This is a genomic window from Streptomyces spinosisporus, assembly GCF_022698145.1.
Classification (GTDB): domain Bacteria; phylum Actinomycetota; class Actinomycetes; order Streptomycetales; family Streptomycetaceae; genus Streptomyces; species Streptomyces spinosisporus.
On record NZ_JALDAX010000013.1, the window covers coordinates 172,151 to 198,068 of the forward strand.

The window sequence follows — 25,918 nt, forward strand, 5'->3', positions numbered from 1 at the left end:
ACTCACGGGGGTAGGCTCGACAGCGGCCGGTAGCGCCAAGTCACCGGCATTCGACATGTGGAGAGGAGCCCTGACTCAGGGTGAGCACCAAGCCGACCACCACAGACCTCGAGTGGACCGAGTTGGACCAGCGGGCCGTGGACACCGCCCGCGTCCTGGCCGCCGACGCCGTACAGAAGGTCGGCAACGGCCATCCGGGTACGGCGATGAGCCTGGCGCCCGCCGCCTACACCCTCTTCCAGAAGGTGATGCGGCACGACCCCGCCGACCCGGAGTGGGTGGGCCGCGACCGCTTCGTGCTGTCCGCCGGCCACTCGTCCCTGACCCTCTACACGCAGCTCTACCTGGCCGGCTTCGGCCTGGAGCTGGACGATCTGAAGTCCTTCCGCACCTGGGGCTCGAAGACCCCCGGTCACCCGGAGTACGGCCACACCAAGGGCGTGGAGACGACGACCGGCCCGCTCGGCCAGGGTGTCGCCAACGCGGTGGGCATGGCGATGGCCGCCCGTTACGAGCGCGGCCTGTTCGACCCGGACGCCGCGCAGGGCGAGTCCCCCTTCGACCACTACATCTTCTGCATCGCCGGTGACGGCTGCCTCCAGGAGGGCATCTCCTCCGAGGCGTCCTCGCTCGCCGGCCACCAGAAGCTGGGCAATCTGATCCTGCTGTGGGACGACAACCACATCTCGATCGAGGGCGACACGGAGACGGCCGTCTCCGAGGACACCGTCAAGCGCTACGAGGCCTACGGCTGGCACGTGCAGCGCGTCGCCCCGAAGCCGGACGGCGACCTCGACCCGCACGCGATCTACAACGCGATCGAGGCCGCCAAGGCGGTGACGGACCGGCCGTCGTTCATCGCGATGCGCTCGATCATCGCCTGGCCCGCCCCGAACGCGCAGAACACCGAGGCCGCGCACGGCTCGGCGCTCGGCGACGACGAGGTCGCGGCCACCAAGCGTGTCCTGGGCTTCGACGCGGAGAAGACCTTCGAGGTCTCCGACGAGGTCCTCAAGCACACCCGTCAGGCGCTGGAGCGCGGCCGCGAGGCGAAGGCCGAGTGGGAGAAGTCGTTCCAGCTGTGGCGGCAGAACAACGCCGAGCGCGCGGCCGAGTTCGACCGCGTCGCCAAGGGCGAGCTGCCGGCCGGCTGGGAGGAGAAGGTCCCGGTGTTCGAGCCGGGCAAGGGCATCGCCACGCGTGCCGCCTCCGGCAAGGTGCTGCAGGCCCTCGGTGCGATCGTCCCCGAGCTGTGGGGCGGCTCCGCCGACCTGGCCGGCTCCAACAACACGACCATCGACAAGACGAGTTCGTTCCTGCCGGCGGGCAACCCGCTGCCGGAGGCCGATCCGTACGGCCGCACGGTCCACTTCGGCATCCGCGAGCACTCCATGGCCGCGGAGATGAACGGCATCACCCTGCACGGCAACACCCGTGTCTACGGCGGTACGTTCCTGGTCTTCTCCGACTACATGCGCAACGCCGTGCGTCTGTCGGCGCTGATGCACCTGCCGGTGACGTACGTGTGGACGCACGACTCCATCGGCCTCGGCGAGGACGGCCCCACCCACCAGCCGATCGAGCACCTGGCCTCGCTGCGCGCCATCCCGGGCCTGAACGTGGTCCGCCCGGCCGACGCGAACGAGACCGCGATCGCCTGGCGCGAGATCCTGCGGCGCTACACCAAGGTCTTCGGCAAGGGCGCCCCGCACGGCCTCGCACTGACCCGTCAGGGCGTGCCGGTGTACGAGCCGAACGAGGACACCGCGCGCGGCGGTTACGTGATGCTGGAGGCCGACGGCGGCGAAGCGCAGGTCATCCTCGTCGCCACCGGTTCCGAGGTGCACGTCGCCGTCGAGGCGCGCGAGCAGCTCCAGGCGGACGGGGTGCCGACGCGCGTCGTGTCCATGCCGTGCGTGGAGTGGTTCGAGGAGCAGGACCAGGGGTACCGGGACAGCGTCCTGCCGCCGAACGTGAAGGCGCGGGTGGCGGTCGAGGCCGGGATCGGACTGACCTGGCACAAGTACGTCGGGGACGCCGGTCGCATCGTTTCCCTGGAGCACTTCGGTGCTTCCGCGGACGGCAAGGTCCTCTTCCGCGAGTTCGGCTTCACTGCGGAGAACGTGGCCGCCAAGGCCCGGGAATCCCTCGCGGCCGCCCAGCGCTGACGCTCATATACGACACGTAGGAGATGTAATTCCATGACAGACGCACTCAAGCGCCTCTCCGAAGAAGGCGTCGCGATCTGGCTGGACGACCTGTCGCGCAAGCGGATCACGTCCGGCAACCTCGCCGAGCTGATCGACCAGCAGCACGTCGTGGGCGTCACCACCAACCCGACGATCTTCCAGAAGGCGATCTCGCAGGGCGACGGCTACGACCAGCAGCTGACCGACCTCGCCGCCCGCAGGGTCTCCGTCGAGGAGGCCGTCCGCATGATCACCACGGCGGACGTGCGGGACGCGGCCGACATCCTGCGCCCCGTCTTCGACGCCACCGACGGCCAGGACGGCCGCGTGTCGATCGAGGTCGACCCGCGCCTGGCGAACAACACCCGGGCGACGGTCGCCGAGGCCAAGCAGCTGGCCTGGCTGGTCGACCGCCCCAACACGCTCATCAAGATCCCGGCGACCCCGGCGGGCCTGCCGGCGATCACCGAGGTCATCGGCCTGGGCATCAGCGTCAACGTCACGCTGATCTTCTCCCTGGAGCGCTACCGCGCGGTCATGGACGCCTACCTGGCCGGCCTGGAGAAGGCCAAGGAGCGCGGCCTCGACCTCTCGCTGATCCGTTCTGTGGCGTCCTTCTTCGTGTCCCGCGTGGACACCGAGATCGACAAGCGGATCGACGCCCTCGGCACCGACGAGGCCAAGGCGCTGCGCGGCAAGGCCGCGGTCGCCAACGCGCGCCTGGCCTACCAGCTGTACGAGGAGGTCTTCTCCTCCGACCGCTGGAACGCGCTGGAGAAGGCGGGCGCCCGCAAGCAGCGCCCGCTGTGGGCCTCCACCGGCGTGAAGGACAAGGCCTACAAGCCGACCCTGTACGTCGACGACCTGGTCGCACCCAACACGGTCAACACCATGCCGGAGGCCACCCTGGAGGCCACCGAGGAGCACGGCACGATCACCGGCAACGCCGTCGCCGGGACGTACGAGCAGGCCCGCGCCGACCTCGACGCCGTCGAGAAGCTCGGGATCTCGTACGACGAGGTGGTGCAGCTTCTGGAGGACGAGGGCGTCGAGAAGTTCGCGGCGTCCTGGAACGACCTGCTCAAGTCGACCGAGGCGGAGCTGGAGCGCCTCGCCCCCTCGGAGGGTTGATCTTTGTCGAGCAGCAACCCGCTGCGTGACCCCGCAGACCGACGGCTCCCGCGTATCGCGGGGCCGTCGGGCCTGGTCATCTTCGGCGTCACGGGCGACTTGTCACGGAAGAAGCTCATGCCCGCCGTGTACGACCTCGCCAACCGGGGTCTGCTGCCGCCGGGCTTCTCCCTGGTGGGCTTCGCCCGCCGCGAGTGGCAGCACGAGGACTTCGCCGCCGAGGTGCACGACGCCGTCAAGGAGCACGCCCGCACGCCGTTCCGCGAAGAGGTCTGGCAGCAGCTCATCCAGGGGATGCGCTTCGTGCAGGGCACCTTCGACGACGACGACGCCTTCGAGCGGCTGCGCGGCACCATCGAGGAGCTCGACAAGGCACAGGGCACGGGCGGCAACTTCGCCTTCTATCTGTCCGTGCCGCCGCGCTCCTTCCCCGTGGTCATCCAGCAGCTGAAGAAGCACGGCCTGGCCGACCAGAGCTCCGGCTCCTGGCGCCGCGCGGTCATCGAGAAGCCCTTCGGTCACGACCTGAAGTCCGCGGAGGACCTCAACAAGGTCGTCCACGAGGTCTTCGCCCCGGACCAGGTCTTCCGCATCGACCACTACCTGGGCAAGGAGACCGTCCAGAACATCCTGGCGCTGCGCTTCGCCAACACGATGTTCGAGCCGATCTGGAACCGGTCCTTCGTGGACCATGTGCAGATCACCATGGCCGAGGACATCGGCATCGGCGGCCGTGCCGGGTACTACGACGGCATCGGCGCCGCCCGCGACGTGATCCAGAACCACCTGCTGCAGCTGATGGCCCTGACGGCGATGGAGGAGCCGGCCTCCTTCGACGCGGACGCGCTGGCCGCGGAGAAGACCAAGGTGCTCGGGGCCGTACGGCTGCCGAAGGACCTGGGCCGCGACACGGTGTTCGGGCAGTACGCCGAGGGCTGGCAGGGCGGCGAGAAGGCGGTCGGCTACCTCCAGGAGGAGGGCATCGACCCGCAGTCGAAGACCGACACCTACGCGGCCATCAAGGTCGAGATCGACAACCGGCGGTGGGCGGGTGTGCCGTTCTATCTGCGCACCGGCAAGCGGCTCGGCCGCCGGGTCACCGAGATCGCGGTCGTCTTCCAGCGGGCGCCGCACTCCCCCTTCGACCACACGGCGACGGAGGAGCTCGGCAAGAACGCGATCGTCATCCGCGTCCAGCCGGACGAGGGCGTGACGGTCCGCTTCGGCTCGAAGGTGCCGGGCACCTCGATGGAGATCCGGGACGTGTCGATGGACTTCGCCTACGGCGAGTCCTTCACCGAGTCCTCCCCGGAGGCGTACGAGCGTCTGATCCTCGACGTGCTGCTCGGCGACTCGAACCTCTTCCCGCGCACCGAGGAGGTCGAGCTGTCCTGGAAGATCCTCGACCCGATCGAGGAGTACTGGGACCGGCACGGCAGGCCCGCCCAGTACCCGTCCGGTACCTGGGGTCCCGTCGAGGCGGACGAAATGCTCGCACGAGAGGGACGGAGCTGGCGCCGGCCATGAAGATAGACCTCACGGACACCACGGCCAGCAAGATCAACAAGGCGCTGGTGCAGGGCCGCCGGGCCATCGGCACGCCGGCCGTCGGCATGGTGCTCACGCTGGTCATCGTGACGGACGAGGAGAACGCGTACGACGCCCTCAAGGCGGCGAACGACGCCTCGCGCGAGCACCCCTCGCGCACGCTCGTGGTCATCAAGCGCGTCTCGCGCACCCCCCGCGACCGTACGCAGTCCCGGCTGGACGCCGAGGTCCGGGTGGGTGCGGAGGCGGGCACCGGCGAGACGGTCGTGCTGCGTCTGTACGGCGAGGTGGTCGACCACGCGCAGTCCGTCGTCCTGCCGCTGCTGCTGCCGGACGCCCCGGTGGTCGTCTGGTGGCCGGTCAACGCGCCGCTCGACCCGGCGAACGACCCGCTGGGCGCCCTCGCCCAGCGCCGGGTCACGGACACCTACGCCGCCGAGCAGCCGGTGCGGGAGCTGACCGCCCGCGCCGACACCTACACCCCCGGCGACACCGACCTGTCCTGGACCCGCATCACGCCCTGGCGCTCGATGCTGGCCGCCGCGCTCGACCAGGTCACCTGCAAGGTGGCGGCCGTCGAGGTGGAGGGCGAGGAGTTCAACCCGAGCTGCGAGCTGCTGGCGATGTGGCTGGCGGACCGGCTGGACGTGCCGGTGAAGCGGTCGCTGTCCAACGGCCCGGGGCTGACCGCGGTGCGCATGGCCACGGACACCGGCCGGATCGTCCTCGACCGGGCCGACGGCTCGCTCGCGACGCTGTCGATCCAGGGTCAGCCGGACCGTGCGGTGGCGCTGAAGCGGCGCGAGACGGCCGAGCTGATCGCGGAGGAACTGCGCCGGCTGGACCCGGACGACACCTACGCATCGGCACTGCGGTTCGGGGTGGAGCGGCTGAGCGAGGTGTCGGACGCGGGGGTCGCGTTCGACGAGGCGGCGGACGCCGTCCTGGAGCCGCCCTCCAAAAGTGACGAGCAGTCACCCGGCCTTGACGCCCCCTCGCCCGGCGGAGAGCCGGTCGAAGCCGCTGCTGAAGCTGCCGCGCCGGAAGCGGAGGCGGAGGCACCGGTGACGGACGCGCCCTCCGGGACGGCGGCTTCCGAGAAGAAGGCGGCGGCGAAGTGAGCACTCCGCAGCTGGTCGTGCACCGCGACAAGGAACTGATGGCGCAGGCCGCCGCGGCCCGTCTGATCACGAAGATCGTGGACGCGCAGGCCTCCCGCGGCTATGCGTCCGTGGTCCTCACGGGCGGCCGCAACGGCAACGGCCTGCTGGCGGCGCTGGCCGCCGCGCCGGCGCGGGACGCGATCGACTGGGGCCGCCTCGACCTGTGGTGGGGGGACGAGCGCTTCCTGCCGGAGGGCGACCCGGAGCGCAATGTCACGCAGGCCCGCGAGGCCCTGCTGGACTCCGTCCCGCTGGATGCGAAGCGGGTGCACGCCATGCCGGCCTCGGACGGGCCGCACGGCACCGACGTCGAGGCGGCGGCGGAGGGCTACGCGCAGGAGCTGGCGCGGGCCGCCGGTCCCGAGAACCACGGCGCGGTGCCCACCTTCGACGTCCTGATGCTGGGCGTCGGCCCGGACACCCATGTGGCGTCGCTCTTCCCGGAGTTGCCCGCGGTGCGGGAGACGGAGCGCACGGTGGTGGGTGTCCATGGGGCGCCGAAGCCGCCGCCGACGCGGGTGAGCCTGACGCTCCCGGCGATCCGCGCGGCCCGCGAGGTCTGGCTGCTGGCCGCGGGCGAGGACAAGGCGCAGGCCGCGGCGATCGCCCTCTCCGGCGCGGGCGAGGTCCAGGCCCCGGCTGCGGGCGCCCGCGGGCGCTCGCGCACCCTGTGGCTGCTGGACGCCGCGGCCGCCTCGCAGCTGCCGCGGTCGCTGTATCCGTCGGCGTCGCCCTGAGGTTCGTGTACGTACCTGAGGTTCGTGTACGCAGGGAAAGGCGGCGAGGGGCAACTCCCCTCGCCGCCTTCTCACTTCACCGGCCTCACTTCACCGGCCTCACTTCACCGACCCGGCCATGACTCCCTGCACGAAGTGCCGCTGGAACGCGAAGAACACGACCAGCGGCACGATCAGGGACACGAACGCGCCCGGTGCGAGCACATCGATGTTGCTCCCGAACTGCCGTATCTGCGACTGGAGTTGAACGGTCAGCGGCTGCGAGGAGCTGTCCGCGAACAGCAGGGCGACCAGCATGTCGTTCCAGACCCACAGGAACTGGAAGATGGCCAGGGACGCGATCGCGGGCCGCCCCACCGGCAGGACCAGCCGGGTGAAGATGCGCCACTCGCTGCCGCCGTCCATCCGGGCGGCCTCCAGCATCTCCTTGGGCATCTCGGCGAAGTAGTTGCGCAGCAGGAACACCGCGAACGGCAGCCCGTACGCCACATGGAAGAGCACGACACCGGGGATCGTCCCGAACAGGCCCAGCTCGCCGAAGAGTTTGGCCACCGGCAGCAGACCGATCTGGACCGGCACCACCAACAGGGCCACCACGACGAGGAAGACGCCCTCGCGGCCGGGGAAGTCCAGCCAGGCGAAGGCATATCCGGCCAGGGCGGCGAGCACCACGACCAGGAAGGTCGCGGGCACCGAGATGAGCACCGTGTTCCAGAAGGCCTGTGTCATCCCGGCGTTCTTCAGCAGCGCCGAGTAGTTGTCGAAGGACAGCTGACCGGGGCTGGTGAACGCCGTCCACCAGCCGCTGCTCGCCGAGTCCTGCGAGGAGCGCAGCGAGGACAGGAACAGCCCCGCCAGCGGAGTGAGCCACACCAGGCCGACCAGGACGAGGAAGGCCTGCACCAGGCCGCTGCTCAGCGTGCGCCGCACCGCGTTCATCGCTGACTCCTTCGGAAACGACGGACGTTGAAGACCATGGCGGGGACCACCAGCAGCAGAAGCAGCACACCGAGCGCGCTGCCGAGCCCCTGGTTGTTGCCGCCGCCGAACGACACCAGCCACATCTGCGTGGCGAGCACGGTCGCGTCCTCCTGCACGGGCCCGGGCGCGATGATGTAGACGAGGTCGAAGACCTTCATCACATTGATCACGAGGGTCACGAAGACCACCGTCAGCACGGGTGCGAGCAGGGGCACCGTGATCCGCCGGAAGATCTGCCACTCGTTGGCGCCGTCCATCCGGGCCGCCTCCAGGGCGTCACGCGGCAGCGTCGCGAGTCCGGCGCCGATCAGGACCATCGCGAAGCCCGTCCAGATCCACAGGTACGCCCCGATGATCGCCGGTGTGACGAGGGCGGGCCCGAGCCAGGAGACGCCGTCGTAGGGCTGCGCGAAGTTGGAGGCCGGGAGCTTCACCGTGTACGAGCCGGAGTCGAGGCCCTTGAACGCGAAGGAGCCGTCCGAGGACGTGGTCGTGGTGGCCGTCCTTCCGTCGTCGCCCACCGCCTCGACCTTCATCTGCGGAAGTCCGCTCTCGCGCCGGTCGACCTGGCCCTGCTTGCCGCCCCCGCCGGGGGTGAAGTCCAGGTAGACGACACCGCGCACCTCGTCGGCCGCCGCCTTGCGGGAGGCTGCCGCATAGGCGGGCTCGGCACCGCCGGGCAGGTCCTTGGGCGCCACGCCGACCAGGCCGAGCGCCACCGAACTCCCCGGCGACACCGCCTTGTTCGTGCGGTACGAGCCGTCCGTGCCCTTGGTGATCCCGAACCCCTCGCGGGCCCGCGCCGTCGGATACTGCGAGGTGCCCTTGAAGGCGTCGTGCACCGAGACCACGGCCGCGTTCAGGACGCCCTTGTCCGGGTCCTCGTCGTAGGCGAGCCGGAAGATGATGCCGGCCGCGAGGAAGGACACCGCCATCGGCATGAACAGCAGCAGTTTGAAGGCCGTGGCCCAGCGGACCTTCTCCACCAGGACGGCGAGGATCAGGCCCAGGCCGGTCAGCAGCGCCGGTGCCACCACGACCCAGATGGCCGTGTTGCGCACGGCCTTGAGGGTCGCGGGGTCGCGGAACATCTCGGTGTAGTTGTCGCCGCCCACGAAGCGCGTGCCGGACGCGTCGAAGAAGCTGCGGCCGATCGAGAACAGCACCGGGTACACCACGAGGGCGCCCAGCAGGAGCAGCGCGGGGAAGGCGAACAGCACGGCGATGGTCCGGGCCCGCTCAACGGCCCCGAGAGCGGGCGGACTTGCCTCTTTCACCACAGTCGCGGTCATGGGGCATCAGCCCTTGTAGGCCTTGGCGGCCGCGGTTTCCAGCTGCGCCGCGGTCCTCGCCGGGTCGGACGGGTCGCGCAGGAAGTCCTGGAGCAGCTTCCACTCGCCCGCGCCCTTCGTGCCGCCGAACGCCGCGGGCGCCTGGTCGGACATGTCGAAGCGGACCGAATCCCCGGCCCCGACGAGGGACTTGGCGGTCGCGCGGGTGACGTCGTCGCCGTACTCGCCGAAGTCGAGCTGCTTGTTCGGCGACAGGAAGCCGCCCGCCTTCGCCCAGACCGCGGCCGCCTCGGGGGTCGCCAGGTACTCCAGGAGCTTCATGCCGGCCTTGGCGTTCTTGCCGTCCTTGAGGACGACGGCCGCGTCACCGCCGCTGACCACGGGCGCCTTGCCGCCGTCGACCGCGGGGAAGGGGAAGAAGTTCGCGTCCGTGCCGATCGTCTTGCCGAACTGGTCCTTGGCGACCCCGGCGACGAAATCGCCCTCGTAGACCATGCCGGCCTCCGGCTTGGGTCCGAAGACCTTCTCCACCGAGCCCGGGAAGTCGGTGTTGAGGGCCTCCTTCTGGCCGCCGGCGATGAGCTGCTTGTCCTTGAAGAGCTTGCCGAGGGTGCCGAGGGCCTTGACCACCGACGCGTCGGTCCACTTCAGCTTGTGCGCGGCGAGGGCGTCGTACTTCTCCGGTCCGGCCTGCGAGAGGTAGATGTTCTCGAACCAGTCGGTGAGGGTCCAGCCGTCCTGTCCGGCGACCGAGAAGGCGGCGAGGCCGGAGTCGGAGACGGTGTGCCCGGCCTTCAGCATCGCGTCGTACGTCGTCGGCGGCTTGACGCCGGCCTGGTCGAGGGCGTCGGGGCTGTACCAGACCGTCGACTTGTGGGCGGCCTTGAAGTAGACGCCGTAGAGGGTGCCGTCGACGCTGCCGTACTTCTTCCAGACGGGTGCGTAGCCGGCGTCCACGGACTTCTCGGTGGTGGCCGACAGGGGCTTGAGCCAGCCCTTCTTCGCGAACTGCTGGAGCACGCCGACCTGCGGGACCATCACCACGTCGGGGGCGTTGCCGCCCTCGATCTTGCTGCCGACGACGGTGGAGACGTTGTCGCCGGTGGAGGTGAACTGCGTCTTGGCGCCGGTCTTCTCGGTGAACGCGTCCAGCACCTTCTGGAAGTTCTTCTGCTCGCTGCCGGACCAGACCCCGGCCACGGTGACCGTCTGGCCGCTGAGCGACTTGTCGCCGCCGCCGGCGGAGACCGGGCCGCTGCCTCCGCAGGCGGTCGCGCCGAGTGCCAGGGCGAGCGCGGTGCAGCCGGTGAGCAGGGTCGTGCGTCGTCGCATCATCGTTGATGTCCCTTTCGGGGATGGGTAACTGACGAGAAATCAGAAGGGGCGGGCGGCGATCAGAGGTCGCTCATCCACCAGGCCGCCGTCGAGCCGGGCAGCACCCCTGTGGGGCACGGGCCGCTGGACAGCAGCGGGGTGCCGGAGACCGGCGCGGGCGTGGGCGCCGTCCCGAAGTTGACGGCGCAGACCAGGCCGTCGCCGCGGACGAAGCCGAGGACACCGGGCGGGGTGTCCAGCCAGTCGAGCGTGCCCTCGCCCAACTGGGGCAACGCGGCGCGCAGTTGCAGCCCGTCGCGGTAGAGGTGCCAGAAGGAGCGGGTGTCGGCGAGGGCCCGGTCGGTGGCGTACTGGGCGAAGTACGACGGCTGCGGCAGCCAGGGCCGAGCGCTCTCGGCGCCGGAGGTGAAGCCGAACGGCGAGGCCTGTCCGGACCAGGGCAGCGGCACCCGGCAGCCGTCGCGGATCCGGGCCCGGCTGCCGGTGCGGCGGAAGATCGGGTCGGTGAGCACGTCGTCGGGCAGGTCGACGACCTCGGGCAGCCCCAGCTCCTCGCCCTGGTAGATGTACGCGGCGCCGGGCAGCGCCAGCATCAGCAGCGCGGCGGCGCGGGCGCGGGCGGCGCCCAGGCCGCTGCAGCCGGTGGCGGGTTCGCCGTAGCGGGTGACGGTGCGGACCTGGTCGTGGTTGTTGAGCACCCAGGTGACCGTGGAGCCGGTGCCGGCGATGTCCTGCATGGCCTCGCTGATGACCTTGCGGAACGCGTCGGGGTCCCACGGGGCGCTGAGCAGGTCGAAGAAGAAGGCCTGGTGCAGTTCGTCCGGCCGTACGTACTTCGCGTGTTCGCGAGCGCTCGGCACGGACACCTCGCCGACCAGGAGCCGTTCGCGGCCGTCCTTGGCCGTGTACTGCTCGCACACCGCCCGCCAGTGCCGCCACACGTCGTGCACCTCGGGCTGGTTCCAGGCGAGCGGGTTGACCGAGTCGCGGGTGCGGGCGTCGGCCTCGGGGTCGTCGGAGTCGGGCAGTTCGGGGTGCTTGAAGAGTCCTGCCGCCACATCGATGCGGAAGCCGTCGATCCCCCGGTCCAGCCAGAACCGCAGCACCCGGTCGAACTCGGCGCCGACCTCGTCGTTGCGCCAGTTCCAGTCGGGCTGCTCGGGGGCGAACATGTGCAGGTACCACTGGCCGGGCCGGCCGTCCGCCTCGGTCACCCGGCTCCAGGCCGGTCCGCCGAACATGGAGTGCCAGTTGTTGGGCGGCTCGGCACCGTCGGGGCCGCGTCCGTCGGCGAAGTGGAAGCGGGCGCGGGCCGCGCTGCCGGGTGCCGAGGCGAGCGCCTCCTGGAACCAGGGGTGCTCGCTGGAGCAGTGGTTGGGCACGATGTCCAGCAGCACCTTGATGCCGAGCCGCCGTGCGGCCGCCATCAGCAGGTCGAACTCGGCGAGGTCGCCGAAGAGCGGGTCGACGCCGCAGTAGTCGGCCACGTCGTAGCCGTGGTCGTGCTGGGGCGAGGGGTAGAAGGGGCTCAGCCAGATCCCGTCCACGCCCAGCTTCTTCAGATACGGCAGTCCGGCGCGGACCCCGGCCAGATCGCCGATGCCGTCGCCGGTGCTGTCCAGAAAACTGCGGACGTATACCTGGTAGATCACTGCGTCGCGCCACCAGCGGCACTTACTCAACATGCATGCATGTTAGGTAGGCGTGTCGTGGGGATGTCAATGAAAAGAACGCGCGCTACCGGTGAGTCAGGGTGCCAAATGCGGACTTTTCAGGGCGATGAGGCGGCAGATGAGATATCCGCGTTACCTAACACGTAACTACGAAGACTCCGGAGGCTCCGCGGACTTCGCGGACCTATCGGCCGGGGATCGCGGCCAGCTCCCGCGCCAGCCGGCGCACGGCCGCCGCGGGGCTCTCGTGCCCGGTCATCGCGTCGTGCACCACCGCCTGCACCACCAGGCTGACCTGGCCGTAGCGCGGGCTCTTGGGCCGCGGGGCGGCATTGAGCACGCTCTCGCGCAGGGTGGGGAGATAGGGGAACTGCCGTACCAGCGCGGGGTCTTCGTACAGCGCGGCGCGCACGGGCGGCAGCGCTCCGCGCGTGAGGACCTGGCGCTGGACGGGCGCGCTGGTGAGATAGGCGATCAGGCGCGCGGCCGAGTCCGGATGGCGCGCATGGGTGGTGACGGCGAGGTTGGAGCCGCCCAGCACGCTCGTCCCGGGCCCGTCGGGACCCGGCAGCGGCACCGCGCCGACCTTCCCGGCGACCGGGGAGCCCTTGGCGGAGGCGACGACATAGGCGTAGGGCCAGTTGCGCAGGAAGAGCAGCCTGCCGTCCTGGAAGGCCTGCTTGGACTCCTCCTCCTTGTACGTCAGCGCCTTCTTCGGGATCCAGCCCTCGCGCACGCCCCGGGCGAGGAATCCGATGCCCTCGCGGGCGGCGGCGGAGTTCACCGTGACGGTCGCGCCCTCGTCGCCGAGGATGCTGCCGCCGGCCGAGTAGACCGCCTCCGCGGCGTTGACGGTGAGGCCCTCGTACGGGAGGAACTGCCCGGCGTAGCCGTCGAGTCCGTACTTCGGCGCGATGGTCTTCGCGTCCCGCTCCAGCTCGGCCCAGGTGCGGGGCGGCGGGACGCCCTCCTTCTGCAGGATGTCCTTGCGGTAGAGGAGCAGGCCGGCGTTGGTGACGTAGGGGACCGCGTACAGATGTCCGTCGTAGGTCGCCGTGTCGACCACCGGATTCAGGAACGTGCCGAGCGGGAAGCGGTCGCGGGGCAGCGGACGGATCCAGCCCTCCGCCGCGAACTCCGACGTCCAGTTGACGTCGATGTTGAGGACGTCGAACCGGCCGCGGTCCCCGCCGCGCAGGTCGGTGACCATCTGGGCGTGGGTCTCGTCGGCGGAGTCCGGCAGCTCGACGAGGGTCACCTTCTCGCCGGGATGGGTGCGGTTCCAGCCTTCGAGGAGCGGGCCGAGATAGCCGGTGAGGTCTCCCGCGGTGGCGAGCGTGAGGGGCCCGCGGCCCCCCGCCGTGCCCTCGTCGGCGTGGGCGCCGGAGGTGACGTAGCCGGTCATGACCACGACGAGTACGAGAAGGCCCCTACCGGCGGCGTGTATCCACCGCATAGGTTCCTCCCTGTACACCGGCACCACGGGCAGCATCGCCCGGGACAGTGGCCATGTATACCTGTTAGGTATGCGCGATACTAGGGCCCGCGGCACATTACTCGGGATGCGGGGAGGAGAGCACGAGTGCGGCTGCCTCTCCTGGCCCTGCTGGCGCGCGGTCCGGCCCACGGCTACGAGCTCAAGCAGGACCTTGAGCAACTGCTGGGCTCCGCGTACCCTCAGCCGAACGTCGGCCAGATCTATGTGACCCTCGGCCGCCTCGAGAAGCAGGGACTGATCGAGGGCGAGGACGTCCAGCAGTCGAACCGGCCCAACAAAAAGGTCTACCACCTCACCGAATCGGGGCGGGAGGCGCTGCGCGCCTGGTTCGAGGAGCCCGAGGACGAGCCGCGGGTGCGGGACGAGTTCTTCATGAAGCTGGCGCTCGCTCCGCAGACCGGTCTCGCCGACCAGATCGCCCTGATCAACAAGCAACGGCGCCAGTACTTGAACACCATGCGCAACCTGTCGAAACTGGCCGCCGCCGAGAACCGGGACAACCGTGTCGCGCAGCTGCTGATCGAGGGCGCGATGCTGCACCTGCAGGCCGACCTCGACTGGCTGGAACGGTGCCAGGAAGAGCTGGAGGAGCTGGAGTGAGCGACAGTCCCGCTCCCGTGCTGCACGCCCAGGGTCTGCTCAAGACGCACTACGGCGAGGGCGCCCCCGCCCATGCCGTGCGCGGAGTCGATCTCTGTGTCCGGCAGGGCGAGTTCGTGGCCGTCACCGGCCCCTCCGGCGCCGGCAAGTCGACGCTGCTGCATCTGCTGGGCGGACTGCAGCGTCCCGACGGCGGCAGCATACGGCTGGACGGCGTGCCCACCGACAGCTGGAGCGAGGCGCGCTGGGCGGTGGAGCGCAGGAAGCGCATCGGCATCGTCTTCCAGTTCTTCAACCTGGTCTCGAACCTGTCGGTCGCCGACAACGTGGAGCTGCCCGCCCTGCTCGCCGGGGTGCCGCCCCGGCAGGCGCGCGCCGGGCGGGAGGAGCTGCTGGCCGAGCTGGGCCTCGCGGGCAAGGAGCGGAGCATGCCGGGCGAGCTGTCGGGCGGTGAGCAGCAGCGGGTCGCACTGGCCCGGGCCCTGGTCAACCATCCCCCGCTGCTGCTGGCGGACGAGCCCGCGGGCAGCCTGGACAGCAAGGGCACCCGTGAGGTGATGCGGCTGCTGTCCCGCTTCCACCGGCGCGGCCAGACGATCGTGCTGGTCACCCATGACGCCCGGCTGGCGAGCGCCGCGGACCGGGTCATCAGCTTCTTCGACGGGCGCATAGCCGACGACGCGGAACTGGACGGCAGGCCGACCCGCGGGACCGGGATATCCGGAGTGCTGGAACTCAAGGACTGACATGCGGGTGTACGACCGTTGCCGCGCGCCCCGCGGACCGAGGGGCTGAGCCGCCGTGCGAGCGACCTTGCGCTGGGCGCACTCCGATCTGCGCACCCACCGCGGCGAGGCACTGTTCCTGGTGCTCGCCACGGCCGGGATCGTGGTGTCGCTGCTGCTGGCCACGGCCCTGTTCGGCTACGCCACCAACCCCTGGCAACGCATCTTCACCCAGGAGCGCGGTGCGCACGTGTGGATCCACACGGCCGAGTCCGCCCAGGCGCGGAAGCTCGCGGACCTGGACGGCGTCCAGTCCGTCGCCGGCCCCTACCCCGCCGCCTCCACCACCCTCGCCTCCCGCGGCACCCGTGCCTCGGTGGAGCTGCGCGCCACGCCCGAGCGCCCCACCGTGGGCCGTCCGCTCCTGACCGCGGGCCACTGGCTGGACCCCGCCACCCCCGACGGCGTGGTGCTGGAGAGCCGACTCGCCCGTGCCCTGCTCGCGGAACCCGGCGACACGCTCACCCTGCCGGGCTCGGCCCGGACGGTGACCGTCCTCGGCGTGGCCGACAGCGCCGAGCCCCGCTACCGCCCCGGCGAACAGCCCGGGCTCGTCTGGGCGCTGCCCTCCGCCGTGCCCCACCCGACCAGCCAGGTCATCGGGCTGCGCCTGACCGACCCCGACGACACCGGCTACGCCGTCCAGCGCGCCGTCACCGTCCTCGGCGCCGGCGCCATCGGCGAGGTCTCCACCTGGCAGCAGGCCCGCGCCGAGGCACAGGGCGACAACCGGCTGCTCGGTCAGGTGCTGGGGCTGTTCGGCGTGGGCGCGCTGCTCGCGGCCGGGCTCGCGGTGCACGGCGCGATCTCCACCCGTATCCGCGGCCACCTCCGGGACATCTCCGTCCTCAAGGCGATCGGCTTCACCCCGGCCCAGGTCGTCCGCGTCTTCCTCTTCCAGCACATCGCCTACGCCGTGCTGGGCGCCGTGAGCGCCGCGGCACTCACCCAGGCCCTGGGCAGCCGCTTCCCGGGCCGCCTCGGCGACGCGGTCGGCGTCTGGCAGGGCCTGCCTGGCCACACGGTCGCCCTGTTCGCCATTCCGGTCGGCGCGGTGCTCTTCATCGGCGCGACGACGGGCCTCGCGGCGTGGCGGGCGGGGCGGGTGCCGCCGGTGCCGGTGCCTCGGGGGCCGGTCGCGGGCGGGCGCGGGCTGGGGGCGCGGTTTGCGGCGAAGGGCGGTAGCGGGACGGGCTTTCGGGCCCTTGCGCCCCGGCCTTCGGCCGCGGAGGACCACAGTGCGCGCCTCAGCACGCCGGTGCCGGTGTCGGTGCCGGTGCGACGGACGCTCGGTTTTCGGCGTACCGCTCCGGGCGACGAGCGAGGGGCCGGTTCGGTCCACGGCCTTCAGGCGCCGGCGTCTGCCGGGCCGTCGAGCGGGCAGCTCTCCGGCCTGGCGCGGCGGGCGCTCGCGCTGGGCGTGCCGCCCGCGCTGGTGCTGGGCTGGCACACGACCTTCGTCCGCCGGCTGCGGTCGCTGGCCACCGTGGCCCGGCTCGCGCTGCCCCTGCTGCTGATCGTCGTGGCGATGAGCGCCTGGACCACCATCGACCGCTTCCACAGCAGACCCGAGCAGATCGGCCTGCCGGCCGCGCTCACCGTCCACACCGACGCCGGCCTGAGCGACCGCGGCACCCGCGCGGTGCTGGACCGCGACCCGCAGGTCGCCGCCGCCTACCCCGGCGTCGAGGTAGCCGCGCTGGTCCCCGGGCAGACGGCCACCATCGCGCTGCGCGGCCTCGGCACCCGCCACCACCCCTACCCGTACGCCCTGGCCGAGGGCCGCCCCGCGCGCGCCGACGACGAGGCGGTGGCCGGGCAGGGGCTGCTCGATCTGCTGGACGTCCACGTCGGCGACTGGGTGCGGATGACGGTCGGCGACCAGCCGCAGATCCTGCACATCGTGGGCCGCAGCATCGAACCGGAGAACGCCGGCCGCGTCATCTCCACCTCGCTCGACACCCTCCGCGACAACGACCCACACCTCGCCCCGACGCTCTACCAGCTCCGGCTGCGCCCCGGGGCCGACCCCCAGACGGTGGCGGAGCAGCTGACCACCGCCGGGCACGGGCATCTGGACGTGCACGCCGTGACCAACCCGGCCGACGGGCTCTCGCCCCTGCGCTCGGTCGTCGCGGGGCTGATCGTCGTGCTCGCCCTCATCGGGCTCGTCGAACTGCTCACCGCGATCGGCGGCACCGTCCGCGAGGGCGAACGCGATCTGCTCGCCCTCAAGGCCATCGGCCTGTCCCCGCGCCAGATCACCGCGATCACGGTCACGGCCACCGGCTGCACCGCCCTGGCCGCCGTCGTCGCGGGTACGGCCGTGGGCACTCCTCTCGCGCACTGGCTGATCGACGCCCAGGGCAGATCGAGCGGGATCGGCGCGGGCATCGCCCAGGGTCCGTCGCCGGTACTGCTGGTCCTGTTCGGTGCGGCGGCGGTGCTGGGCGCCGCGGGGCTCGCCGCCCTGCCCGCGGCCCGAGCGGCCCGCCGCCGCCTCGCGGACACGCTCAGCGCGGTGACCTGACCTCGGTCAAGTCCCGTAGGGGCTGCGGGGGTTGTACGGGTTGTTGTAGGGATTTCCGTGCGGGTTGTTGTACGGATCGCCGTGCGGGTTGTTCTGCGGCGGACCGTACGGGCTTCCCTGCGGCGGGACGTACGGGCTGCCCGACGGAGGGCCGTACGGATGGCCCGGCGGAGAGCCGTACGGATGGCCCGGCGGCGGTACGAACCCGCCGGCACCCTGCGGTGCGTACGGCGGAGGCGGTGGCGGTGGCGATTGCGGCGGGGTGATCCGCGGCAGGATTGCCGGGTGCGCCGCCAGCCGGACGCCGTAGCGCTGTCTGAGCCGCCGCAGCTCCAGCAGTGCGATCCCCGTGACCGTCACGGGCGCGCCCAGGATGAAGACGATCCCCATCGTGAGGCTCAGGCCGTGCAGATCGCCGGTGAACAGGTCCGGGAGCGCCATCAGCCAGGTCGTGACCGTGGCGAGCAGCGGCGGCAGACCGCGGTGCACCACGGCGGTGCCGAAGAAGTTCCCCGACAGCTTGACCGCGCCCGTGATCACGAACACCGCCATCCACATCCCGACGAGGCTCAGCACGAGCTTGGCGACGACCCCGAACACGTCGCCCAGCCGGAAGAGCAGCACCGTCCCGAACACCGAACCGATGAAGAGCAGCAGCAGCTTGAGCGCACTGAGGAGCGGGCTCTTCAGCTGCCGTACCGTGCCACCGCGCCGCCAGACGAAGAGCATCACTCCGACCGTCAGCGGGGTGATGAAGAACAGCACGGCGGAGGCGGTGGCGGCGTTGTCCAGCATCTCGTCGAAGGCGAACCCGCCCTCGACGAAGGTGTAGACACCGAGAGCCGCGATCGCCCCGGCGATGATCCGCACCCGCTTGAGCTGCTCCACCGACGGGTCGACCGCCTCCGGGATCCACGCCGGATGGAACACCGCCCGCGCCACCTGATGAGGCTTCAGAAAGGTCCGCGCGGTCAGCCTCTCGCTGAGCCAACTCCCTTGTGCACTACTCACGTTGCACTCCCCCGAGCGGTCGTGTCCATGATCGCTCGGGGGATTCTACGGGACGCGCACGACCCCACGCCGCCCGCTTCCCGCACCGCGACGGTGACGTCATGCCCGGCCGCGCAGCTCCCGGTACCTGGCGACCAGCGCCTTGCTCGACTCGTCCAGACCCGGTACCTGGGCCCCCTCGGTCAGCGCGGGCTCGACCCGCTTGGCGAGCACCTTGCCGAGTTCCACGCCCCACTGGTCGAAGGAGTCGATGTTCCACACGGCACCCTGGACGAACACCTTGTGCTCGTACAGCGCGATCAGCTGGCCCAGCACCGACGGGGTCAGCTCACGCGCCAGGATCGTCGTCGTCGGGTGGTTGCCCTTGAACGTCTTGTGCGGCACCAGCTCCTCCGCCACCCCCTCGGCCCGGACCTCGTCCGGCGTCTTGCCGAAGGCCAGCGCCTGGGTCTGCGCGAAGAAGTTGGCCATCAGCAGATCGTGCTGCGCCTTCAGCGTCCCGCTCAGCTCGGCCACCGGCTCGGCGAAGCCGATGAAGTCGGCGGGGATCAACTTCGTTCCCTGGTGGATGAGTTGGTAGTACGCATGCTGTCCGTTGGTGCCCGGCGTGCCCCACACCACGGGCCCGGTCTGCCAGTCGACCTCCTGCCCGTCCCGCCCCACGTACTTGCCGTTGGACTCCATGTCCAGCTGCTGCAGATAGGCGGTGAACTTCGACAGATAGTGGCTGTACGGCAGCACCGCATGCGACTGGGCGCCCAGGAAGTTGCCGTACCAGATGCCCAGCAGGCCCAGGATCAGCGGGGCGTTGGCCTCGGCGGGCGCGTTCTTGAAGTGCTCGTCGACGATGCGGAATCCGTCGAGCATCTCGCGGAAGCGGTCCGGGCCGATGGCGATCATCAGGGACAGGCCGATCGCCGAGTCGTACGAGTAGCGGCCGCCGACCCAGTCCCAGAACTCGAACATGTTGTCCGGGTCGATACCGAACTCGCCGACCTTCTCCGCGTTCGTCGACAGCGCCACGAAGTGCCGGGCGACGGCCTCCTGACCGGCCTTCAGCTCACCGAGCAGCCACTCGCGCGCGGAGGTCGCGTTGGTGATCGTCTCGATGGTGGTGAAGGTCTTGGAGGCGATGATGAACAGCGTCTCCGCCGCGTCCAGGTCGCGGGTGGCCTCGTGCAGGTCGGCGCCGTCGACGTTCGACACGAAGCGGACCGTCAGGCCGCGGTCGGTGAAGCCGCGCAGCACCTCGTACGCCATCGCGGGTCCGAGGTCGGAGCCGCCGATGCCGATGTTGACGACGTTCTTGATGCGCTTGCCGGTGTGCCCCGTCCACACGCCGGAGCGGACCCGCTCGGCGAAGCCGGCCATCTTGTCGAGCACGGCGTGCACGCGCGGCACGACGTTCTCCCCGTCGACCTCGATCACCGCGTCCCGCGGGGCGCGCAGCGCGGTGTGCAGCACGGCCCGGTCCTCGGTGACGTTGATCTTCTCGCCGCGGAACATGGCGTCCCGCAGGCCGAACACATCGGTGGCGGCGGCCAGTTCACGCAGCAGCCGCAGGGTCTCGTCCGTGACGAGATGCTTGGAGTAGTCGATGTACAGGTCGCCCACCTGGAGGGTGTAGCCGGTGCCGCGGCCCGGGTCGGCGGCGAAGAGCTCCCGGAGATGGGTGTCGGCGAGTTCCTCGCGGTGCTCCGCGAGCGCGGTCCACTCGGGCGTCCGGTTGAGCCTGTTACGGCCGTCTGCGTTCATGTCCGACGTCAGCCTTCTTTCGTGCCTGTCCCAGCTGTTCCAACCTAGTTGATCAGCGCGGGGCGCGAGCCGTCGTGGCGTCGTCGTCCGGCGCAACAACAGGTACGTCCGGCTTGCGGGCAGGTATCAGCGCGAGGACGGACAGAACGAAGAACGAGGCGGCGAGCAGCGCCGGAGTGTTCGCGCCCCATGCGGTGGCCACGGCGCCGCCGAGGAGTGCGCCGAGCGGAGCTCCCGCGACGGCGAGAGTGCGGAAGGCGGAGCTGATCCGGCCCAGCATCTCCGCGGGCGCGCGCTGCTGCATCAGGGTCGTGGTGTTGACGTTCCACACCATGCCCATGAAGCCGAAGACGGCGAGGGCCGACGACGCCGCGATCAGGCTGCGCACCCCGCCCATGAGCACCAGGGCGCCGATCTGCACGGACCCGGCGAGCAGCACGGCCCGCGGGGCCCCGAGCCTGGAGGTGATGCGCCGGTTCACCGCTCCCCCGGCCAGGCCGCCGACGGTGTACGCCGTCATGGCCGCCGCGTATCCGGCGGTGCCGGCGTCCAGCCAGCCGGTCACCAGGAGCACCAGCGTGGCGATCAGCGCGCCCATGCCGATGTTGCACAGCGACGACGCGACGCACAGCCCGCGCAGGGCTCGGTCCCGCCACAGGGTGCGCAGCCCGTCCGCGATGTCCCGGCGCAGGGTGTCGCCCGCCGGTCTCGGGGCGCGCTCGGGCGCCTCGGTCCGCAGGGAGCAGACCAGCGCGGCGGCCAGCAGGAAGGTCGCCGCGTCGGCCGCGAAGGGCACGGCAGTGCCCGCCGCGATGAGCAGGGGCACCACGGGCGCCCCGATCAGACCGCCCGCGATCTGCTGCCCGGTCATCAGACGCGCGTTTGCGCTGCCGAGTGCCGCGCGGTCCACCAGCGCGGGCAGCAGCGCCGTCGAGGCGTTGTCGAAGAGTGTCTGGAGCGTGGTCAGGGCGAACGCGAGCACGATGAGCAGCGCGATGGAGGCGTGATCGAGCGCGACGGCCACGGCGAAGAGGGCGACCAGCAGCCCGCGCAGCGCGTCGACCGTCCACATGGCCCGCCGCTGGTCCACCCGGTCGGCGACCGCGCCGCCCAGCAGCCCGAAGACGATGCCCGGCAGATAGCCGCAGGCGGTCACCGATGCGACGAGCAGCGGGCGGTCGGTGAGCGAGACGGCGAGCAGGGGCAGCGCAGCGCCCCGCAGCGCGTCCCCGAACCGGGACACCACAGCGGCCGTCCACAGCCGCCCGAATCCCCCACGCCACGCGGGCGCGAGCACGCCCGTCTCCTCGACCGTCGCCACAACTCCCCCTCACGGTTGCCCGATGCACAAACCGTAGAGGGCAGCACTGACAATCGGTCCGGCGGCGATCGGCCGGGCGGGAAACAGCTCCGGCCAGGCACCACTCGGTACCCGGCCGGCCGTCAACTCCTAGATCTCGCCCCGCAGTTTGGCGAGCGCCTCGGCGAGGATCGCCTCGCCGTCCGCATCGCTGCGCCGCTCCCGGACGTACGCGAGATGCGTCTTGTAGGGCTCGGTGCGCGGCGGGTCCGGTGGGTTGTCCCGGTCCTGCCCGGCCGGGAAGCCGCAGCGCGGGCAGTCCCAGGTCTCGGGAACCTGCGCGTCGCTGGCGAAGCTGGGCTGCGTCTCGTGCCCGTTCGAGCACCAGAAGGAGATGCGCAGACGCGGCGCGGACTCGCCGCGCTCGGCCTCGCCCATCGGCCCCGCCCCGACCCGGCTTCCTCGGATCGCGTTGCCACTTGCCACGGTGTAACTCCCTGCGTGATGGTGCCGCGAAGCGAGTCGGCGTTTCGCTTCGTTGCGAGCGCCTCAGTCTACGTAAGGCCCAACGCGCGTCCAGTGATTGGAGTTACAACCTCCGTACCCAGACGCAAGCCCCATGATAGGCCGCGCTCAGTTGCGCGTACCGGACATGGGGCCTTACGTGCGGAATGCAGGTGTGGTCTGTGCGTTGCTGCTCAGCTGTTCGTCTTCATGATGATGCCGAGCACGACAATGCACGCGAACCACAGCAGACCGACCACCAGCGTGATGCGGTCCAGGTTGCGCTCGGCGACCGAGGAGCCACCGACGGACGACTGCATGCCGCCACCGAACATGTCGGAGAGGCCGCCGCCCTTCCCCTTGTGCATCAGCACCAGCAGCATCAGCAGCAGGCTGAAGACGATCAGGGCGATCGAGAACCCCAAAACCACGGCTGGACCAACTCTCTCGGATTCGGATGAACGACGGGGGCACAGCACCACGGCTGTGCCCCCGCAAGGGTACGACGGATCGCGTCTAGCGCATACTCCCAGCTCGTGTCACTGGTCGCGGAAGCGCACGATCTTGACGAACTCGTCGGCGTCCAGCGAGGCGCCGCCGATCAGGGCCCCGTCGATGTCGGCCTGGGCCATGATCTCGGCGACGTTGCCGGACTTCACGGAACCGCCGTACTGGATGCGCACCTGGTCGGCGAGCTCCTGGGTGTACAGCTCGGCGAGCTTGCCGCGGATGGCGGCGCAGACCTCCTGCGCGTCCTCGGAGCCGCAGACCTTGCCGGTGCCGATGGCCCACACGGGCTCGTAGGCGATCACGATGGTCTCGGCCTGCTCGGCCGGGAGGTCCTTCAGACCGCCCTCGACCTGGGCGAGGGTGTGCGCCACGTGGTTGCCCGCGTCCCGCACCTCCAGCTCCTCGCCGACGCACAGGATGGGGGTCAGACCGTGCTTGTAGGCCGCCTTGACCTTGGCGTTCACCTGCTCGTCGGACTCGTTGTGGTACTGCCGGCGCTCGGAGTGGCCGATCACCACATAGGTGCACTTCAGCTTGGACAGCATCGGGCCTGAGATCTCGCCGGTGTAGGCCCCGGAGTCGTGCGCCGAGATGTCCTGGGCGCCGTACTTGATCTTCAGCTTGTCGCCGTCGACCAGCGTCTGCACGGAGCGCAGGTCGGTGAAGGGCGGCAGGACGGCGACCTCTACGGCCTCGTAGTCCTTGTCCGCGAGGGCGAAGGCGAGCTTCTGGACGTGTGCGATGGCCTCGAGGTGGTTGAGGTTCATCTTCCAGTTGCCCGCCATGATCGGCGTGCGCGTGCTCATGCGGTGGAGTCCTCCAGTGCGGCGAGGCCGGGGAGCGTCTTGCCCTCGAGGTATTCGAGGGAGGCGCCGCCGCCGGTCGAGATGTGGCCGAATGCGGTCTCGTCGAAGCCCAGGAGGCGCACGGCCGCGGCGGAGTCGCCGCCGCCGACGACCGTGAAGGCCGGGGAGTCGAGGAGTGCCTGGGCGACCGCCTTGGTGCCCTCGGCGAAATCGGGGTGCTCGAAGACGCCCATCGGGCCGTTCCAGAAGACGGTGGCGGCGTCGGTGATCTTCGAGGCGTACAGCTTGCCGGAGGCCGGGCCGATGTCCAGGCCCATCCGGTCGGCCGGGATGGCGTCCGCGGCGACGGTGGTGGCGTCGGCCGGGGCCTTGGTCTTCAGGTCCGGGAACGCGGGGGCGACCACCGCGTCGACCGGCAGGACCAGCTCGACGCCGGTCTTCTCGGCACGCTCGATGTACTCCAGGACCGCCGGGATCTGGTCCTCCTGGAGCAGGGACGCGCCGACCTCGTGGCCCTTGGCCTTGAGGAAGGTGTACGCCATGCCGCCGCCGATGAGGATGCGGTCCGCCTTGCCGAGCAGTTCGTCGATGACGGCGAGCTTGTCGGAGACCTTGGCGCCGCCGAGCGCGACCACGTAGGGCCGCTGGACCTCGTCGGTGAGCTTCTTCAGGACGCCGACCTCGGTGGCGATGAGATAGCCGGCGTAGTGCGGCAGCCGGGCCGGCAGGTCGTACACGGAGGCGTGCTTGCGGTGCACCGCGCCGAAGCCGTCGCCGACGTAGACGTCCGCGAGGGCGGCGAGGCGGTCCGCGAACTCGCCGCGCTCGGTGTCGTCCTTGGAGGTCTCGCCGGCGTTGAAGCGCAGGTTCTCGATGACCGCGACCTGACCCGGCTGGAGGCCGTCCACGGCGTCGTGGGCGGCGGGGCCCACGGTGTCCTGGGCGAACGCCACGGGCGCGCCGAGGAGTTCACCGAGCCGCTCGGCGGCGGGCAGCAGGGAGAAGGCCGGGTCCGGGGCGCCCTTGGGGCGGCCGAGGTGCGAGGCGACGACGACCTTGGCGTCCGCCTCCACGAGGGCCTTGACGGTGGGCAGCACGGCACGGATGCGGCCGTCGTCGGTGATGGTGGTGCCGTCGAGCGGCACGTTGAGGTCGGCGCGGACGAAGACCCGCTGGCCGGCCACTCCTTCGGCGAGGAGTTCGTCGATCGTCTTCATAAGGGCTCCTGGTGAGGGTGCTCTGATCGTACGAGGGCTGCTGTGTACGTGAGTCAGGGCCCGGGCGGCGCGTCCCTGCGCCGCCCGAGCCCTGCGTTCACATCGAGTCGCCTGCTGCGTGGATCAGCTCAGAGCTGGTTGCCGACGAAGACCGTGAGGTCGACGAGGCGGTTGGAGTAGCCCCACTCGTTGTCGTACCAGCCGAGGATCTTCACCGTGTTGCCCTCCTGGACCATGGTCAGGGAGGAGTCGAAGGTGCAGGACGACGGGTCGCTGACGATGTCCGAGGAGACGATCTGGTCCTCGGTGTAGGACAGGTAGCCCTGCAGCTCGCCCTCGGAGGCCTTCTTGAACGCGGCGTTGACCTCGTCCTTGGTGGTCTCGCGCGCGAGCTCCACGACGAGGTCGGTGGCCGAGCCGGTCGGGACCGGGACGCGCATCGCGATGCCGTCGAGCTTGCCCTTGAGCTGCGGCAGGACCAGGGCGGTGGCCTTCGCGGCACCCGTCGTGGTCGGGATGATGTTCTCGGCGGCGGCACGCGCGCGGCGCAGGTCCTTGTGCGGGAAGTCCAGGATGCGCTGGTCGTTGGTGTACGCGTGCACCGTCGTCATCAGGCCCTTGACGATGCCGAAGTTCTCGTCGAGCACCTTGGCCATCGGCGCCACACAGTTGGTGGTGCAGGAGGCGTTGGAGATGACGTGGTGGTTCGCCGGGTCGTACTTGTCCTGGTTGACACCCATCACGATGGTGATGTCCTCGTCCTTGGCCGGAGCCGAGATGAGGACCTTCTTCGCGCCACCGGCGATGTGCTTCGCGGCGTCTTCCTTCTTGGTGAAGATGCCGGTCGACTCGACGACGATGTCGACGCCCAGCTCGCCCCACGGGATGTCGGCGGGGTTGCGCTCGGACAGGACCTTGATGGTGTGGCCGTCCACGGTGATCGTGTCGGCGGTGTGCGACACCTCGGCCTTGAGGCGGCCCAGGATGGTGTCGTACTTCAGCAGATGAGCGGTGGTCGCGGTGTCACCCAGGTCGTTGACAGCCACGATCTCGATGTCTGCACCCTGCTCCAGCAGCGCGCGGAAGTAGTTGCGACCGATACGACCGAAGCCGTTGATGCCTACGCGGATCGTCACGAACCGATCTCCTCGTTGGTACGCCGGCCATGCGGTGCCGGCGAGCTCTGTTTGGGATGTCCCCGACCACCCCCGACCCTACCTCCCGCGGGCCCTCGCGGTGACATCGAGATGCCGCATACACGGGCAGGCGGTCCGTACCCGCCAGTAGGGGTACGGACCGCCCGGCCGAAAGGGACGATCACTCCTTTTGACTACGGTGAGCTGTTCATCGTTG

20 protein-coding genes and 1 pseudogene are annotated in these 25,918 nt (G+C 70.5%); 8 read left to right on the forward strand and 13 right to left on the reverse strand.

Features of this window, described 5'->3' with window-relative positions; genetic code table 11:
- Window positions 1-80 precede the first annotated feature (80 nt).
- The 5 genes from tkt to pgl are packed head-to-tail and all read left to right on the forward strand — an operon-like array spanning window position 81 to window position 6,768.
- Complete coding sequence (tkt, locus tag MQN93_RS29955) at window positions 81-2,168, forward strand: transketolase (RefSeq protein WP_242711996.1); 2,088 nt, start codon at window positions 81-83, stop codon at window positions 2,166-2,168.
- Window positions 2,169-2,201: 33 nt separating this feature from the next.
- The gene (tal, locus tag MQN93_RS29960; RefSeq protein WP_242711997.1) at window positions 2,202-3,320 is read left to right on the forward strand and encodes a transaldolase; all 1,119 of its coding nucleotides are present in this window, start codon (window positions 2,202-2,204) and stop codon (window positions 3,318-3,320) included.
- 3 nt (window positions 3,321-3,323) lie between these two features.
- Complete coding sequence (zwf, locus tag MQN93_RS29965) at window positions 3,324-4,847, forward strand: glucose-6-phosphate dehydrogenase (protein ID WP_016436128.1); 1,524 nt, start codon at window positions 3,324-3,326, stop codon at window positions 4,845-4,847.
- Window positions 4,844-5,989, forward strand: coding sequence for a glucose-6-phosphate dehydrogenase assembly protein OpcA (gene opcA / locus MQN93_RS29970; RefSeq protein ID WP_242711998.1), 1,146 nt, complete (start codon window positions 4,844-4,846; stop codon window positions 5,987-5,989). Before zwf ends, opcA begins: the two co-directional genes overlap by 4 nt.
- Window positions 5,986-6,768, forward strand: a complete 783-nt coding sequence (gene pgl, locus MQN93_RS29975) for a 6-phosphogluconolactonase (RefSeq protein ID WP_242711999.1) — start codon at window positions 5,986-5,988, stop codon at window positions 6,766-6,768. The genes opcA and pgl overlap by 4 nt, the downstream gene beginning before the upstream one ends.
- A gap of 99 nt (window positions 6,769-6,867) precedes the next feature.
- Here the strand turns inward: pgl and MQN93_RS29980 are convergent, their stop codons facing one another.
- The 5 genes from MQN93_RS29980 to MQN93_RS30000 form a co-directional block, all read right to left on the reverse strand.
- Window positions 6,868-7,707, reverse strand: coding sequence for a carbohydrate ABC transporter permease (locus MQN93_RS29980; RefSeq protein WP_016436125.1), 840 nt, complete (start codon window positions 7,705-7,707; stop codon window positions 6,868-6,870).
- Window positions 7,704-9,041 (reverse strand): ABC transporter permease, encoded by a 1,338-nt coding sequence (locus tag MQN93_RS29985; protein WP_242712000.1) that lies wholly within the window; start codon window positions 9,039-9,041, stop codon window positions 7,704-7,706. Before MQN93_RS29985 ends, MQN93_RS29980 begins: the two co-directional genes overlap by 4 nt.
- Before the next feature lie 6 nt (window positions 9,042-9,047).
- Window positions 9,048-10,376 (reverse strand): ABC transporter substrate-binding protein, encoded by a 1,329-nt coding sequence (locus MQN93_RS29990; RefSeq protein ID WP_242712001.1) that lies wholly within the window; start codon window positions 10,374-10,376, stop codon window positions 9,048-9,050.
- 59 nt (window positions 10,377-10,435) lie between these two features.
- The gene (locus MQN93_RS29995; protein WP_016436122.1) at window positions 10,436-12,061 is read right to left on the reverse strand and encodes a glycoside hydrolase family 13 protein; all 1,626 of its coding nucleotides are present in this window, start codon (window positions 12,059-12,061) and stop codon (window positions 10,436-10,438) included.
- Window positions 12,062-12,233: 172 nt separating this feature from the next.
- The gene (locus MQN93_RS30000) at window positions 12,234-13,505 is read right to left on the reverse strand and encodes an ABC transporter substrate-binding protein (RefSeq protein ID WP_242712002.1); all 1,272 of its coding nucleotides are present in this window, start codon (window positions 13,503-13,505) and stop codon (window positions 12,234-12,236) included.
- A 126-nt stretch (window positions 13,506-13,631) separates the two neighbouring features.
- On the opposite strand from MQN93_RS30000, the gene MQN93_RS30005 reads away from it, so the two are divergent.
- The 3 genes and pseudogenes from MQN93_RS30005 to MQN93_RS30015 all read left to right on the forward strand — a co-directional run bounded on the left by MQN93_RS30005 (window position 13,632) and on the right by MQN93_RS30015 (window position 17,462).
- Window positions 13,632-14,147 (forward strand): PadR family transcriptional regulator, encoded by a 516-nt coding sequence (locus MQN93_RS30005; RefSeq protein ID WP_016436120.1) that lies wholly within the window; start codon window positions 13,632-13,634, stop codon window positions 14,145-14,147.
- Between the two features lie 92 nt (window positions 14,148-14,239).
- A pseudogene (locus MQN93_RS30010) lies at window positions 14,240-14,893 on the forward strand (ABC transporter ATP-binding protein); the annotation flags it as partial.
- A 55-nt stretch (window positions 14,894-14,948) separates the two neighbouring features.
- The gene (locus tag MQN93_RS30015; protein ID WP_242712004.1) at window positions 14,949-17,462 is read left to right on the forward strand and encodes an ABC transporter permease; all 2,514 of its coding nucleotides are present in this window, start codon (window positions 14,949-14,951) and stop codon (window positions 17,460-17,462) included.
- A 6-nt stretch (window positions 17,463-17,468) separates the two neighbouring features.
- Here MQN93_RS30015 and MQN93_RS30020 read toward each other — a convergent pair whose 3' ends face one another.
- The 8 genes from MQN93_RS30020 to gap all read right to left on the reverse strand — a co-directional run bounded on the left by MQN93_RS30020 (window position 17,469) and on the right by gap (window position 25,701).
- Complete coding sequence (locus MQN93_RS30020) at window positions 17,469-18,473, reverse strand: proline-rich domain-containing protein (RefSeq protein WP_242712005.1); 1,005 nt, start codon at window positions 18,471-18,473, stop codon at window positions 17,469-17,471.
- A 99-nt stretch (window positions 18,474-18,572) separates the two neighbouring features.
- Window positions 18,573-20,228, reverse strand: a complete 1,656-nt coding sequence (gene pgi / locus MQN93_RS30025) for a glucose-6-phosphate isomerase (RefSeq protein WP_242712006.1) — start codon at window positions 20,226-20,228, stop codon at window positions 18,573-18,575.
- Window positions 20,229-20,280: 52 nt separating this feature from the next.
- Entirely contained in the window at window positions 20,281-21,549 is a 1,269-nt protein-coding gene (locus MQN93_RS30030; protein WP_242712007.1) for an MFS transporter, read from the reverse strand.
- A gap of 129 nt (window positions 21,550-21,678) precedes the next feature.
- Window positions 21,679-21,966, reverse strand: a complete 288-nt coding sequence (locus MQN93_RS30035; protein ID WP_007448238.1) for an RNA polymerase-binding protein RbpA — start codon at window positions 21,964-21,966, stop codon at window positions 21,679-21,681.
- A 260-nt stretch (window positions 21,967-22,226) separates the two neighbouring features.
- Window positions 22,227-22,463: a preprotein translocase subunit SecG gene (secG, locus tag MQN93_RS30040; RefSeq protein WP_016436114.1), complete on the reverse strand. Its 237-nt coding sequence runs from the start codon at window positions 22,461-22,463 to the stop codon at window positions 22,227-22,229.
- Between the two features lie 108 nt (window positions 22,464-22,571).
- Window positions 22,572-23,348, reverse strand: a complete 777-nt coding sequence (gene tpiA / locus MQN93_RS30045; RefSeq protein ID WP_016436113.1) for a triose-phosphate isomerase — start codon at window positions 23,346-23,348, stop codon at window positions 22,572-22,574.
- Complete coding sequence (locus MQN93_RS30050; RefSeq protein WP_242712008.1) at window positions 23,345-24,565, reverse strand: phosphoglycerate kinase; 1,221 nt, start codon at window positions 24,563-24,565, stop codon at window positions 23,345-23,347. Before MQN93_RS30050 ends, tpiA begins: the two co-directional genes overlap by 4 nt.
- A 128-nt stretch (window positions 24,566-24,693) precedes the next feature.
- The gene (gene gap / locus MQN93_RS30055) at window positions 24,694-25,701 is read right to left on the reverse strand and encodes a type I glyceraldehyde-3-phosphate dehydrogenase (RefSeq protein ID WP_242712009.1); all 1,008 of its coding nucleotides are present in this window, start codon (window positions 25,699-25,701) and stop codon (window positions 24,694-24,696) included.
- Between the last annotated feature and the right edge of the window lie 217 nt (window positions 25,702-25,918).